Source organism: Frankia sp. AgB1.9 (genome assembly GCF_016786355.1).
Lineage (GTDB): Bacteria > Actinomycetota > Actinomycetes > Frankiales > Frankiaceae > Pseudofrankia.
On record NZ_JADWYX010000075.1, the window covers coordinates 30589 to 45216 of the forward strand.

The 14628-nt window shown below is 72.2% G+C and carries 12 protein-coding genes; 4 read left to right on the forward strand and 8 right to left on the reverse strand.

Annotation, left to right across the window (positions count from 1 at the left end; all coding sequences use genetic code 11):
- Positions 1–100 precede the first annotated feature (100 nt).
- Positions 101–790 carry a GntR family transcriptional regulator gene (locus I6A60_RS26355; RefSeq protein WP_203025169.1) on the forward strand — a complete coding sequence of 230 codons (690 nt, stop codon included), beginning with the start codon at positions 101–103 and terminating at the stop codon, positions 788–790.
- 94 nt (positions 791–884) lie between these two features.
- Here the strand turns inward: I6A60_RS26355 and I6A60_RS26360 are convergent, their stop codons facing one another.
- Both I6A60_RS26360 and I6A60_RS26365 read right to left on the reverse strand, forming a co-directional pair.
- The gene (locus I6A60_RS26360) at positions 885–1697 is read right to left on the reverse strand and encodes a UbiA family prenyltransferase (protein ID WP_203025168.1); all 813 of its coding nucleotides are present in this window, start codon (positions 1695–1697) and stop codon (positions 885–887) included.
- A gap of 287 nt (positions 1698–1984) precedes the next feature.
- Complete coding sequence (locus I6A60_RS26365) at positions 1985–3094, reverse strand: NAD(P)-dependent oxidoreductase (protein ID WP_203025167.1); 1110 nt, start codon at positions 3092–3094, stop codon at positions 1985–1987.
- A gap of 93 nt (positions 3095–3187) precedes the next feature.
- Here I6A60_RS26365 and proB point away from each other — a divergent pair, with 93 nt between their 5' ends.
- A complete protein-coding gene (gene proB / locus I6A60_RS26370) occupies positions 3188–4504 on the forward strand; it encodes a glutamate 5-kinase (protein ID WP_203025166.1) in 1317 nt (438 codons plus the stop codon).
- 27 nt (positions 4505–4531) lie between these two features.
- On the opposite strand, the gene I6A60_RS26375 is transcribed toward proB, so the two are convergent.
- From I6A60_RS26375 to I6A60_RS26395, 5 genes are all read right to left on the reverse strand, one after another.
- Complete coding sequence (locus I6A60_RS26375) at positions 4532–5485, reverse strand: ATP-binding cassette domain-containing protein (protein ID WP_203025165.1); 954 nt, start codon at positions 5483–5485, stop codon at positions 4532–4534.
- Between the two features lie 55 nt (positions 5486–5540).
- Positions 5541–6401 carry an ABC transporter permease gene (locus I6A60_RS26380; protein WP_374113473.1) on the reverse strand — a complete coding sequence of 287 codons (861 nt, stop codon included), beginning with the start codon at positions 6399–6401 and terminating at the stop codon, positions 5541–5543.
- 7 nt (positions 6402–6408) lie between these two features.
- Positions 6409–7212 carry an ABC-2 family transporter protein gene (locus I6A60_RS26385; RefSeq protein WP_203025164.1) on the reverse strand — a complete coding sequence of 268 codons (804 nt, stop codon included), beginning with the start codon at positions 7210–7212 and terminating at the stop codon, positions 6409–6411.
- 286 nt (positions 7213–7498) lie between these two features.
- A complete protein-coding gene (locus I6A60_RS26390; RefSeq protein ID WP_203025163.1) occupies positions 7499–8266 on the reverse strand; it encodes a hypothetical protein in 768 nt (255 codons plus the stop codon).
- Between the two features lie 853 nt (positions 8267–9119).
- Positions 9120–9596, reverse strand: a complete 477-nt coding sequence (locus tag I6A60_RS26395) for a phosphoribosyltransferase (protein ID WP_203011835.1) — start codon at positions 9594–9596, stop codon at positions 9120–9122.
- Positions 9597–10489: 893 nt separating this feature from the next.
- Between I6A60_RS26395 and I6A60_RS26400 the strand changes: the two genes are divergently transcribed.
- Entirely contained in the window at positions 10490–11254 is a 765-nt protein-coding gene (locus tag I6A60_RS26400) for a hypothetical protein (protein ID WP_203011834.1), read from the forward strand.
- Between the two features lie 105 nt (positions 11255–11359).
- On the opposite strand, the gene I6A60_RS26405 is transcribed toward I6A60_RS26400, so the two are convergent.
- The gene (locus tag I6A60_RS26405; RefSeq protein WP_203011828.1) at positions 11360–11962 is read right to left on the reverse strand and encodes a TetR/AcrR family transcriptional regulator; all 603 of its coding nucleotides are present in this window, start codon (positions 11960–11962) and stop codon (positions 11360–11362) included.
- Between the two features lie 274 nt (positions 11963–12236).
- Between I6A60_RS26405 and I6A60_RS26410 the strand changes: the two genes are divergently transcribed.
- On the forward strand, positions 12237–14594 hold the full coding sequence (locus I6A60_RS26410) for an MMPL family transporter (protein WP_203011827.1): 2358 nt from the start codon (positions 12237–12239) through the stop codon (positions 14592–14594).
- The last annotated feature ends 34 nt before the right edge of the window (positions 14595–14628 follow it).

The window sequence follows — 14628 nt, forward strand, 5'->3', positions numbered from 1 at the left end:
CTGATGCGCTGCTGAGCGTACGCTCACCTCAGGGCGGTGACAATCTCCAATTTTGTATTTTTGATTGACGAACGGTGACCACGATCGGGAGGATGGCGACGTGCTGGTCGAACCCGCGTTGCGACGGACGAAGACGAGCGCGGTCGTCGTCGAGTACGTCCACCGCGAGATCTTCGACGGCCGGCTGCGCTCGGGTGACCGCGTCGACGTCGAACGGATCAGCGTCGCCCTCGACGTGAGCCCCACCCCGGTTCGCGAGGCCCTCGTGCTGCTCGAACGGGACGGCCTGGTCGCGACCCGGGTCCATCGCGCCGCGTTCGTCCAGCACTTCGACGCCCGCACGCTGCGCGCGGACTTCCACGTCCTCGGCCTGCTCAGTGGAGTCGCCGCCGCCCGGGTCGCGATGGACCACGACGCCGGGGTCGTCGCCCAGCTGCGCGACCTGCTCGACGAGCTGGCGGCGAGCGAGGCCGCGCCCGCCCGGCGGCACGACCTGGCCGTCGAGATCGTCCGCGTCCAGCACCTCGCCGGCGCGACGCCGCGCCTGCTCGCCGAGCTGCGCGGGCTGGGCGGCTTCCTGCAGTGGGCCGCCCACCAGAGTGACCGCCGCGCCCACGACGAGATCGTCGCGGAGCACCAACGCGTCATCGACGCCATCGCGGCCGGCGACACCCGGCAGGCCTCGGCGACCTGGCTTGCCGATGCCCGGGCCGCGGCCGAAGCGGTGATCGGCGAGCTGACCCGCCGCGGCGTGCTGCGCGCCGACGGCACCAACGCCGCGACCACCTGAGCCATCGGCACCGAACCCCCGCGTGCGCGGCGCAGGTGACCGACGGTCGGGAGGCGCGGGCTGGTGGCGCGGGACCCGTGGCTGCTCGCGGCGCCTAGCGCAGGCTGGTCCCGCTGATGACGACCACGGCGACGTCGACCGCGGCGATCGCCATGGCGACCCGGAACGCCTGCCGGTCATCGGGCCGCAGGCCGAAGGCCACGGTCAGCGCGGCCACGGCGACCAGCACGACGAGCCGCCAGATGCTGACGCCCGCGGGGCCGAGCAGCGCGACGACCGAACCCGCTACCAGCAGCAGCACGGCCGACCAGCGGGCACCGGTGGCCCCAACCCGGTGCGGCAGCCCGCGGACCCCCGTCCGGGCGTCGGTGGCGAGATCGGGCAGCGTGTTCGCGAAGTGCGCGCCGCAGCCGAGCAGGGCTCCCGCCAGCGGCAGCCACCAGGGCGGCAGCGGGTGTCCGGGCAGCCCGAGCACGACGAACGTGGGCAACAGCCCGAACGAGACCGCGTACGGCAGGACCGACAGCGGCGTGGCCTTGAGGCCCAGGTTGTAGGCCCAGGCGCTGGCGACGGCCGCCAGATGGACCGCCCCCGCCGGCCAGCCCGAGGCGAAGGACAGCGGCACGCAGGCGAGCAGCGCGAACGCGGCGCCGCGCGCGACCAGCCCCGGCGGGAGGCCACCGGCAACGATCGGCTTCTCGGACCGCCCGCCGGTCTCGTCCCGTCGCCGGTCGATGAAGTCGTTGCTCCAGCCGACCGACAGCTGGCCCGTCAGAACCGCCGCGGCGACCAGCACGACGCCGCCCGCGGTCCGTCCGATGGAGACCGCCAGCGCCGTGGCGAACAGCGTCACCGCGACGGTCGGCTCCGGATGACAGGCCCGCACCAGCGCACCGAACCGCCTCATAGCCGCAAGCGTCGCAGAACCGTCCGGGCCCGACCCACGTAACCCGGTCCCCGCCGGGCCGACTGTCCCGCATCCGACGCGGCCGGCTGCGCCCGGCTGTTGATCGCCGATTTGGCCCTGGCGTGGTCGTGATCAGGGCGTTTCTACAACCACCCGAGGGTCAAGACGGTGATCTTGGCACGAAGGTGGCGGGGCGCGGCACGAAGGTGGCGGGGCGCGACTGGGCCGCCGGGGGGACCGGCGGTCTGGCGCCCCGGCGGCCAGCGGCCCTACGGCGGGGACCTGCCTCAGCCGCCCTGGCCGGTCACCGGCCGATTGCGGTAACGCTCGATCAGTTCCCGGGCGCCGGGCTGCATCCGCACCGGCGGGAGCCCGCGCGCGAGCAGCAGGAGGTCGTCGCGGACCATCGCACCGATCTCTCGGAAGGCGGCCGGGATGCCGCCGGCCCGATGCCCGGACAGCACCAGTCCGTCGAGCGCCCGGGCCGGATGGTCCAACGCGAGTGGTTCCTCGGGCCAGACGTCGACCGCCGCCCGCAGGTGACCGCCCGCCACCCGGTCAAGAAGGGCCTCGTAGTCGACCACCGGGGCTCGGCTGACCAGCACGAGCCGGGCGCCGGGCGGCGCCAGGGCCAGCTCGGCGGCCCCGAGCAGGTGCCGGTTCTCGGTCGTGGCGGCCGCGAGCACGAACAGGAACTGGCTCCGGCTGATCGTCTCGTCCAGGCTCGTCGGGAGCAGACCGCGGTCGCGCAGCACCGCGGCCGGCAGCCACGGGTCGTACACCCGGATCGTCGGCCGGAACGGAGCGAGCAGCGGGTGCAGCGCGCGGCCCAGGTTTCCGAACCCGATCAGGCCGACATCGGCCCCGCGCAGCAGTACCCCCCGCGACCCGCCGTACGGCGTCCGGCCCTCCATCCCCGCTCTGAAGGCGCGGTCCTCCTGGCTGATGCCGCGGGCGAGGTCGAGCGCGAGCCCCAGGGCGTACTCGGCGACCGGCTGCGCGAACGCCGGACCAGCGGACAGGACGTGGATTCCGCGCTCGAAGCAGGCCCTGTAGTCGACATTCGGCAGGAAGTTGCCCTCGACATTGAGCACCGCGCGCAGCAGCGCCGCCCGCGCGATCCGCTCCCTCGACAGCGCCGGCTGCCCGACGATCGCGAACACCTCCGGCAGCACGGCGTCGAGCAGCGTCTCGTCCGCGACTGGATCGATCCCCGGGAGGTCGACGATCTGGAAGACCTGATCCAGCTCGGCGCGGACAGCTGCGTCGAACAGCTCGTCGTGGCGACGCGGCGCGGGCCGCAGCACGACGATCGGCCGCCCGCCCGAGCCGGCCGGAGGCCCTGTCCCGTGGCCCAGACCATCGATCCCCGCCACCTCCACCAGACGATCTTTCATCTCACTCCGTATCTGTCATGACGGGCTGGCCCACAATGGTCGCTCGCGTGGCGGGTTTGATGGAGTCCGTCGGGCCACGAGGAGCAGCCGAGGATGAAGATCCTGGTCGTCAAGCTGGGTTCGAGCTCCGTCACGCGCGCGAGCGGGCCTGACCCCCGGCTGCTCACGAACACGCTCGACTCCGCGCTGGAGGCGCACGACCTCGGCTGGGGTGTCGTGATCGTCTCGTCCGGGGCGGTGTCGTCCGGCACGGCCCACCTGGCCAGGACCGGGGTGGCGGAGTTCAGCGGCCGGCTCGCGGCGGCGGTCGGGCAGCCCTACCTGCTCGCGATCTACCGCTCGGTCGCCGACATGTCCGGGCGTAACGTCGCCCAGATCCTGCTGGCCGACCAGGACCTGCGCAATCCGCGGAAGATGGCCGTCATCGCGCAGGTGCTGCGTGAGTCCGTCGAGAACGGCGTCATCCCGATCGTCAACGGGAACGACGCGACCGACGAGGCCGCCTCGGACAACGATGCGATCGCGGCCGGTGTCGCCGTGATGACGGGGGCGGACAAGCTTCTGCTGCTCACGGACGTCGACGGGGTCTACGAGCACTCACCGGCGGTCGACGCGGCGCCGATCCCCGAGATCAACGCCCATGAGATCCATGAGGTCACCACCTACCGCGGTGGCACCGGACGGGGCGGCATGCGCTCCAAGGTCCGGGCCGCCGAGCTGGCCGCGCACAACGGGATCGAGACCATGATCGCCAGCGCGCGCCGGCCGAGCGCGGTCATCGACTTCATCAAGGACGAACCGCGCGGAACGCGGGTGCGGCCGACCAACAGGCGGTTCGACGCCGACAGGCGGTGGATCGCCGGGGTGGCGGTCAGTCACGGCGCGCTCGTCGTGAACCTCGCGGCCGAGACCGGCATCGGCTGGGGGTCGAGCCTGTTCGCCTCCGGGATCAAACGGGTCCGCGGCACCTTCCGGCCCGGCGACGTCGTGGACATCGTCAGCCCGCAGGGACGGCTGCTGGGGCGTGGGGTCTCCCGGACCTCGGCGCTGCTCGTGGAGCTGGTCCGCTCGATGAGCATCGAGGAGATCGCCCTGGTGCTGGTCGGCGTGCTGCGCCGGTTCGCCGACGCCGGGACGCAGCTCGCCGCGACGAGCCCGGCCCGGCCGGTCGTCCACAACGCCCTCGCGCGGCTGGACCGCATGAGCCCGGAGAACATCCGGACGCTGGCGATCGAGATCCTCACGCTCTATCCCTCGGCGGCCGTGGCGGCGATGCTGCCGAACGGGCAGCGGACCGCGTCAGACCGGCTCCTCGAGCGCTTCGTCCACGTCGTCGACGATCTCAGCTTCATCGACCGCTCCCGCCTGGTGGTCTACCATCCCTTCCCGCCCAGCCCGGCTCCTGGCTGATCCCCGCGCCGGCGGCCGAGCCGGTGGTCAGCGGCGGGCGGCGTAGATCCTGCGGACGACGTCCTCGATGTCAGGTTCCTCGACGGTGAAGTCGAGGACCTCGGCCCGCTCGGCGACCGCCGCGAAGACCCGGGCGGCGGTCGTCGCCTCCGCGTCGAACGCGATCCGCTGGCGCAGGCCGTGCGCCTCGCTGGACAGATGGCGGGTCGCGGGTATCCCGGCCAGGTCCGGCGACGGCTCGGCCAGGTCGAGGACGAGCACCCGCTCGGCGCCGGTGGTCCGCCCGAGGCCAGCCAGGTCGCCGTCGTACGCCAGCCGGCCGCGGTCGATCACGAGAACCCGGTCGCACAGCCGCTCGACGTCGCCCATGTCGTGGGTGGTCAGCAGCAGCGTCGTGCCGTGGGTACGCCGTTCGGCGATGAGGAACTCCCGCAGCCGCTGCTTGGACAGGACGTCGAGGCCGATCGTCGGCTCGTCGAGGATGACCAGCCGGGGAGCGTGCAGCAGCGCGGCGGCCACCTCGGCACGCATCCGCTGACCCAGCGAGAGCTGGCGGACCGGGGTGGTGAGAAAGTCGGCCAGCTCCAGGCACTCGACCAGCTCGTCGGTCCGGGCCCGCTCCGTGGCGGCGGTCAGGGTGTGGATGGCGGCCAGGATGCGGAACGACTCGCGCACCGGAAGGTCCCACCACAGCTGGGACCGCTGACCGAACACGACCCCGACCTGACGGGCCAGCCGGCGTCGGTCCCTGACCGGGCGCAGCCCGCAGGTGGTCACCGTGCCGCGCGTGGGCACGAGGATGCCGGTCAGCATCTTGATCGTGGTCGACTTGCCGGCCCCGTTGGCGCCGATGTAGCCGACCGCCTCGCCTGGCTCGATCCGGACGGTCAGGCCGTCGACGGCGGTCACCCGTCGGCGACGCGGGCCGTCGCGCACCGTGAACTCCCTCGCCAGGTCCGCGGTCTCGATGATCGCGGTCATCGGCTCCTGCTCCCTTGGGTGATCGTTGGCTTTCGACAGAGGTCCGGGGGGTGGCTCATCCGCCGCCCCCTCGGTAGTGCCGGACTCCCCAGTGCCAGCACAGCAGGGCCATGGCCCATGCCCACAGCGCGGCGAGCGGCCCGCACCAGCCCAGCCAGGTCGGCAGCCACGGGGGCGCCGGCAGGTCGAGCAGCCGCAGGGTCGGCAGGAAGCCCGCGAAGGCCATCGGGAAGAAGTAGCCGAACACGACCTTGAGCGGTCGGGACCAGACCGCCGCCGGCTGGGTGGCGGCATAGCGGCCGCCGTAGACGAACGCGTTGGTCAGCTCCGCGCCCTCGACGAGGAAGAACTGCAGGCCGCCGGCCCAGACGAACATGGCCGCGAACGTCGCGCAGCCGCTCACGAGGGCCACCGCGAGAAGGGCCACGTTGCCCACCGTCCAGGCCACGTCGTTGACGACGAGACCGGCGCCCAGCGCGGCCAGGCCGACCCCGATCCGGGTCAGCCGGCGCAGGCTGATGTCACTGGTCATGAGCTGGGCCAGCAGCGGCTGCGGTCGCAGGTAGAACACGTCCAGGGTGCCCGCGCGCAGGTAGACGGGCAGGTTGTCGCAGTGGCCGACGGCCAGGTCGGCGACCGAGAAGGCCAGGTCGGCCAGGCCGAACACGAGCAGGATCTGGTGGAACTCCAGACCGCCGAGCCGGGTCACCGCGTGGAAGAGGACCCAGACCTCGGCCAGCTCGACCAACGTCGCCAGCGCCGAGCTCACCAGGTCGAGCGCGAAGTTCGACCGGTAGGACGTCTGGGACCGCACCCGGGAGGCGATCACCATCCGATAGGGCCGCAGCCAGGTCCGCGGCCGGCCGGCTCCTTGCGCCTTCAGCGCTCCCGCCTCAGCCACCCGCGCCTCAGTCATTCGCGCCTCAGCCACCCTGTACCTCCAGGCGGCGCCGGCCGGCCCGGGTCAGCACCTGGCCGAGTCCGGCGACGCAGACGAGCCAGCCGACCTGTACCGCGAGCAGCCCCAGCGCGCCGGCGAGATCGACCCGACCCGCGAGGACGTCGATCGGGTACATCATCATCGACGGGAACGGCGTGGCCTCGGCCATGACCAACAGCCAGCGCGGAAACAGCCCGATGGGAACGAACAGCCCGGCCAGGAATCCCGAGATGACCATGTAGAAGACCTGCAGGCCCCGGGTCTCCACCAGCCAGAACCCCGCGACCCCGACCAGGTAGGCGGTCGCCACGGAGATCACGATCCCGAGCAGCAGGCTGCCGGCGCCGAGTGGATAGGCCGCGAGCGAGCCCGGCGGCGCCATGCCCACGAAGACACCGATCACGATCATCGGGATGCCGCGCGGAATCAGCGCGAACAGGGACCGCCCGACCTCGGTCGCGATCTCGGCCGCCTGCACGTCGAGCGGACGCAGGAAGTCGACCGCGACCCGACCATCCTTGATCCGTTCGGCGATGTCCGTGCGGCCGTTGAGGTTGAGCGAGCCGAGCATCGCCTGGGAGAGCCAGATGTAGGTGCTCATCCGCCCGACGTCGTACCCGGCCAGCTCGCCGCCTGCCGCGTGCACCGTCGCGACGAGCACCGCCACCTTGAGCAGGCCGAACGTCGCGTTGGCGACCACCCCGCCGAGCGCCGCGAGCCGGTAGGCGGACTGGCGCCGGAACCCGGCCCCCAGCAACCGCCAGTAGACCCGAGCAATCCCACGCATTGGACGTCAAACGCTATGTGCCGCAGCGAGACCCGCGCAACTCCGAAACACACCGGCATTGCCGGAACGCCGACACTCACCCCACGTTGATGATCAACAACGGCGGGCGTCTCGTACAGATCCTGGCTAAGCCCGCAGAGCCTGGCTGCGCGCGGCCTTGATCGCCGTTTGGGCCCTGTGATGGTCGTGCCGGGGGCGTTTCTACGACCACCCCAGTGCCCAAACGGCGATCATGACCGGTCCGGTGGCCCAAGCGGGCAGCGAGGCTGGCTTCGCTGTCGCGGCTTCATCGGGCGATGGGCTGATCACGATCGGGCGACGGAGACCAGGCGCGGGCCAGCTCGGCGAGCACGGCCTGCGCGTGCCGGAGCTGGCCAAGTTCGTAGGCCCGGGCCTCGCCCGGGGTCACGCCACCGCCATGCAGGCCGGTTAGGGGGACGGGCTCAAGCGCGAGCAGCGCGATGATCGCCCGGCGGTACTCCGCCACCAGCCGGGCCCGCTCGCCGGCCGCGACATCCGGGCGAACGGCGTCGCCGTCGGCGGAATCCGGCAGCCCGGGTGGCCGGGCGTCGACGGTTCGGCCGCGCCTGTCCGGGTTGGCGAGCCCGGCTACGCCGCTGGCCGCCGGGCACTCACCAACCCGTGACGGATCGGCCAGCGCGGTGGCCGCACGGCCGGCGTCGCGGTCCGGCCGGTCGGCCACGCTCGGTGCTGGCTGGGCCGAGCCACCGACCGGGCCGAGCCTGTCGAACGACTCGTGCCCACCTGACTCGGGCCCACCTAACCCGCGCTCGGCCACACCGTGCCCGACCAGACCGTGCCCAGCCGGCCCGCGCTCGGCCAGACCGTGCCGAGCCGGACCGTGCCCGGCCGCCGGGGCGAGGTCAGCCGGCCTGTGCCCGGCAACCGGCCCGTCACCTGCGAGCGGGCTGGGAGTGGCCTGGGCGGCTGGCCGACCGGTGTCGAACACGAGCGGGCTGATGACATGGCGACCTAGGTCGTGGCGGTCCGCGAAGGCCGCGGCGGCCTGGGCGGACTCGAACGCGACGATCACCCTTGCGGCCTCGGGGTCGTCATCGTCGGCGAGGGCGACGACGGCGAACAGCTGGTGTGGCGCGCTCAGCTGGTACCTCCCTCAGGTCATCAGGCGCGAGCGCCCAGGCTGCCCGCCGCGGTCGGGGCGCGGCGGGCTGGTACGGGTTCGGCGGTGTGGGAAGCCTTCGAGCGCCGGCCGGCGACGACGGGATCCCGCACCGAATCGCGTCGGATGGCGCCGCCCTGCTCACGGGCCGACCGCCGGAAACTTCCGGCGGCCGCGCGCGACGACTGCTCGGAAACAAAAGGCGGCATGGTCTCCGGATACGCATCGGCCCCAGGCGATCCCAAGCCAGACGCCACGGATGCCGCCTGCTCCCAGACCGGGCCGAAAATATTCGGCGGCACGACGGAACAGCGGTCCATGATGCGTGCAGGATGGCCGCAGGCCAGAAAAACACCGCACGTCCGTTCGTGCGCGGTGTTCCTCGGATGCGACGTGTGCCAGCTGCTATAGGTGTCGGTTACTACGCCCTGGGTGCCACAGGCCTCAGATACTCGGCACCTGAACATGCTACCCGGCTCGACTACCCGGCGCATTGATTGCTCGGTGTACTAGTTGCTCTGTACGTTGGTCAATCAGCAAGTCAGTCGCTCAGCACACCGGTGGCAGGCAGATCGGCCGTCCAGCGACTATGTCACCCAGCAACCCAAGTCCAGAGCACCTAAGTCCCGAGCACTAAGCCACAGCACCTAAGTACAGATCACCTAAGACCAAGGGCGACTGTGCGGCCGCCCAGCGGGATGCTGGCACATGAATAGCATCGTTGGTACACCCGGTCAAGCAGGCTGCCGGCCGAGCCGGGGCGGGCTCACAGGTCGACGACCGGCGGCTCGGTGCTCCACGGAAAGTTGATCCACCGGTCGGTCCGCCGCCACACGTACTCGCACTTCACCAGGGATCGCGGCTTCTCGTAGATGACCGCCGTACGCACCTCGGCCACGTGGTCCTGGATGAAGTCCCGGACGAGTTCGATGGTCTTGCCGGTGTCCGCGACGTCGTCGGCGATCAGCACCCTCTTCGCCGAGAAGTCGACCGTGCTGGGCACCGGCGGCAGCATCACCGGCATATCCAGGGTGGCGTCTACTCCGTTGTAGAACTCGACGTTCATCACGTGCAGGTTCTTCACGGCCAGCGCGTAGCCGAGGGAGCCGGCCACGAACAGGCCGCCGCGCGCGATCGCCAGGATCACGTCCGGCCGGTACCCGTCGGCGGCGACCGCCTGGGCCAGCTGCCGCGAGGCAATGCCGTAGGTTCGCCAGTCGAGAATCTCCCGGTCGTCCGCCATGCGACCGAACAGTACCGTTCCGGCCGAACAGCCTGGGGCACCGGCCGCCAGACCGGGCGAACTCGGCCGGAAGCGCCACCAGGCCCCGAGAGATCATCATTGGGCGCCCGGTGCCGACACGCTCGTGCGGACGCCGTAGGCCGCCGCTGGGGTACCGCCAACCCGGTGCCCTCTGACGCCCGGCGGCGCGGTGACCGTGCGTCGGCGGGCCGGCTCGACGAGCGTGGTCCGCGCGGTTCTGCCTGCGTCCGGCACGGGCCGTTATCGCCTCGTCGTAGGCGGACATCAATGGAGCAGCTGGATTCAGCGCCCTCACCCGCGAATCGGTCACGACGGTGCCTCAGACGGATCGCGGAACACGGCTCGCGCAGGGGCGGCTCGGCGACGGCGCACGCCAGCCCGCTTCCAAACCAGGTCGAGTCGGCCGATCCCGGCCGCCCGCGCTGTGCCGCCGCCGGGGATCCCGGTCGGCCAGCGCCCGGCACGGCCCCTCGCGGTACTGGCCCGCGACGGCCGGCCGCCCGCCGCGCCGCTGACCACGCGGTTCGCCGCCGCGCGGCGGCCCGCCGTTCCCGTGGTCAATGCCCGATGGCATTCACCATTTCCGGGTGTCACCCGCGCACCACCAGCATCCGAACATCTGACGGCCTCGAACATCAGCCCTCGGCGGCGGCGAAATTATCGGCGTAGCAGCCGGGCCCGGCAACACGTTTCGCCGGGACCTGTTTCGGCTGTGTCGCTGCGGCAGTCGATCTCCTGACCATGTGAAGCTCGGCGCGAATATCGAACACCGGATGTCACGGTAGCGGACACCATCAATGTTTCTACACAAACCGAAGGGGTGTGGGGGAATGCGACCGGCACGATTTGCCGCCGCCATTGGCGGAGCGCTTGTGGCCTGCGGGACCATCATCCCGCTTGCGACGCCCGCTCTTGCCGTCGGATCGCCGGTCGGGCTGGACAGCTGGCCCACGACCGTGCCCGGCGCGGGAACGTCGTCGCAGGGATGGCCATACGACACGGGCTGGCCCACCGGCACGACCGGGCTGGACACCTCGTCCACCGGCTGGCCGAACAGCACGTCCTGGCCTGGCTGGCCGACCGGTCAGACCGGCCTGGAGCCGTCATCCACGCAGTGGCCGTACACCACAGGCTGGCCCGGGTGGCCCACCGGTACGACCGGTTCGGACCCCTCGTCGACGCAGTGGCCATACGGCACCGACTGGCCCACCGGCACGACCGGCACGGACCCGGCCACGACGCAATGGCCGTACGGCACGGGCTGGCCCACCGGCACGACCGGCACGACCGGCACGGACCCGGCCACGACACAGTGGCCGTACGGCACCGACTGGCCCACCGGCGAGACCGGCACCCAGCCGACGAGCACCGATTCGACCGACCCGTCCACGGACCAGACCGACACGAGTGTCGCGTCGTCGGATTCGGGCGACCCGTCCACGGACCAGACCAACGCGGACGCGCCCACCACCTCCGACATGGCCGGCGGCCCGACCGACCAGACCGGCCCGACCGACCAGACCGGCCCGGGCCTGCCCTGGTCGGGAGTGCCGGGCTGGGCCTCCGGTCAGGGGAACGGAGCTACCTCGTCCTGGAACCCGGCGAGCTGGCTGCAGAACATCCAGCAGTGGTTCTAGCGCCCTCGGCGGGCCGGCCAGCGCTGGCCGGCCCGCACCGTGGCCCGTCGCGGGCGTCCGCGTGACGAAGGCGGCTCGGGCAGACGGCGCCGAGAGCCGCGGGTGTCAGGACGGCGCGGGGCGGCCGGTGGGCTGGCGTCGGCGGCGGAGCAGCCGGTGCGCGCAGTCGAGGATGTAGCCGCGTAGCTCGGCATCGGGGATGTCCGCCGCGCCGCCGGCCCCGACGCTCTTGAGGCCGGCGAGGAAGAGATTGGCTGCCACGATCTGGCCAGGGTCGGGGTCCGGGCCGACGAGCGCGTCGACGAGCCGCTCGCCCAGGGGCGCGAGTAAGGGGTCGGTGGCGAGGATCTGCGCGACGGCGAGGTCGCCCTCGAGGATCGCGTAGAGCCGCCGGTTGCGAATCAGAAGGTCGACGAGGCCGACGAGCAGCTGCTCGGTCCGCACCGCCTGCGATCGTTCCCGTTCGGTGTCCTCGACCATGGCACCGAGCTCCGCGAGCGCGGGCCGTACGACGGCCAGGACGATGTCCCGCTTGGCCTTGAAGTGGTAGTAGACGGCGGCCTTCGTGACGCCCAGGCGATCCGCGATCATCTGCAGCGACGTGGCGCTGACGCCGCGTTCCGCGAACAGGTCGAGGGCGGCGGCCACCACCTTCTCGCGACCGGCGCCGGCGCGGTGCGTCGCGGCGTCCAGCGTGGTCATCGCCATCCCCAGTCCTCTTCCTCACCACCGTCCCGACCGGCCGGTGGCGCGCTCCCACGGACGTGTCCACGGCCACGGCAGCCTACGTGACGGGCGCCACCGACTCTGGCTCGCGAGAGGAACGCCGTGGACCGGGCGTTTGATCCCGCCGCGGAGTGTTAGCCGAACGACAAGGCAAATCCTAGCCGGTCGGCTGGTCAGTTCCTTGCCGGTCGGCTAGCGTCGGACCCGATGAATGGCGCCTGCCCGCCGCCGAGCCGTCGATCCGAGGAGACATCCGTTGGCCACCTACCTGTACCGACTGGGGCGGGCGGCGTACCGGCGCCGGCGTCTCGTGGTCGCGTTGTGGGTCCTGCTTCTCGCTCTCGCGGGGGTCGGTGCCGCGACGCTGTCCGGACCTACCTCGGACGCGCTGTCCATCCCGGGGACCGAGTCGCAGAAGGCGATTGACCTCCTCAACGAGCGGATGCCCGGTGCCGGCGCGGATACCGCCGCGGCCCGGGTGGTCTTCACCCTCCCGGCCGGCTCGACTGGCTCACTGGCCGATCCGGCCCGGCAGCGGGCGATCGAGCAGGCCGTCCAGGACCTGTCCCACGCGCCGCTGGTCGGCAGGGTCACCGACCCGTTCACGACCGTCGGCGGGAAATGGGCCGCCGTGTCCGCAGACGGCCGGACCGCCTACGCCAGCGTGAACTACACGGTCCAGGAGCGCGACGTCACCGGCGCGGCCCGCGACGCGCTGTTCGCCGCGGCCGGCCCGGCCCGGTCAGCCGGCGTCGGCGTCGAGTTCGGCGGCTCGGCCACGCAGGGCGCGGCTGCCCAGAGCGCGACCGAGGTGATCGGCATCGCCGTCGCCGCGGTCGTCCTCCTGATCACCTTCGGGTCGTTCATCGCCGCCGGGCTGCCGCTGCTGACCGCGCTGCTCGGGGTGGCGATCGGCGTGTGTGGCATCGCGGTCGCCACCGGGTTCATGCACCTGAGCGCCAGCACCTCGACGCTCGCCCTGATGATCGGTCTGGCCGTCGGCATCGACTACGCCCTGTTCATCACCTCGCGGTTCCGCCACGAGCTCGCCGCCGGCGAGGACGGCGAGCAGGCCGCAGGGCGCGCGGTGGGCACGGCAGGGTCTGCGGTGGTATTCGCCGGCCTCACCGTCGTCATCGCGCTGGCCGCGCTCACGGTGGCGGGCATTCCGTTCCTCACCCAGATGGGGCTCGCCGCAGCCGGAACGGTCGCCATCGCCGTCGCGATCGCGCTGACCCTGCTGCCGGCCGTCTTCGGGTTCGCGGGCCGGCGGCTCGCGGCCGCCCGGCCGTCGGACGACGCGGCGTCGCCCGCTCGGCGCCGTGGGCGCCACCTGGCCCGACGCTTCGCGGGCCTGCGGTCCCGGGACCCGGAGGCCGACGGCAACCGGCCGACGATGGGCGAGAGGTGGGCCCGACTGGCGGTCCGGCGCCGCGGCTGGGTGGTCGCCGCAGCGGTCCTCGGCCTCGGGCTCGTCGCGGCACCGGTCACCAGCCTGCGTCTCGGCCTGCCCGACGACAGCACGGCCGCGCCGTCCAGCACCCAGCGAGTCGCCTATGACCAGCTCAGCGCGGGTTTCGGCGCCGGATTCAACGGGCCGCTGCTGCTCGTCGTCGACCTGGCCCACGCGGGCGACCGCACCGCGGCCGTCGCGAAGGTGGCCGCGACGATCCGCGCGCTGCCGGACGTCACGTCGGTCGGTCCCGCCACCTTCAACGAGGCACGGGACACGGCGACGTTCTCGGTCACTCCTGCCAGCGGCCCGAGCGAGGCCGCGACCGAGCACCTGGTGCACACGATCCGGTCGCAGGCCGGAGCGGTCACGGCGGCCACCGGCGCCGTCGCCATGGTGACCGGTACGACCGCCGTCAACATCGACATCTCCGAGAAGCTCTCGGCCGCGCTCATCCCCTACCTCGCGGTCGTCGTCGGCCTGGCCTTCGTGCTGCTCCTGCTCGTCTTCCGCAGTGTCCTGGTGCCGCTCAAGGCGACCCTCGGGTTCCTGCTGAGCGTGGTCGCGACCTTCGGCGCCGTCGTGGCGGTGTTCCAGTGGGGCTGGCTGAAGGACCTGTTCGGGGTCAGTTCCACCGGCCCGATCGTGAGCATGCTGCCGATCTTCCTCGTCGGCGTCCTGTTCGGCCTGGCCATGGACTACGAGGTCTTCCTGGTCACCCGGATGCGGGAGGAGTACGTGCACGGGCGCGGCCCGGACGACGCGGTGACCGTCGGCTTCCGGCACGGGGCCCGGGTGGTGACGGCGGCCGCCATCATCATGATCAGCGTGTTCGCCGGCTTCATCCTGTCCAGCCAGCCGATCATCCAGTCCGTCGGTTTCGCGCTCGCCTTCGGCGTGCTCGTCGACGCCTTCGTCGTCCGGATGACGCTCGTGCCGGCTGTGATGTCGCTGCTCGGCCGGCGCGCCTGGTGGCTGCCGCGCTGGCTCGACCGGCGGCTGCCGGACATCGACGTCGAGGGCAAACGCCTCGACAGCCCCGCGGTCCTCGCCCCGGCCGCGGCCGGCCAGCCGGACGGCGTCGCCCCCGGGACGGAGCCGGCGAACGACGCGGGACTGCCCAGCCAGCGGCGGGCCACCAGCGGCATCACGATCCGGTAGCCCGCGGCAGGTCACACGCCGGGGGGGGGCCGGG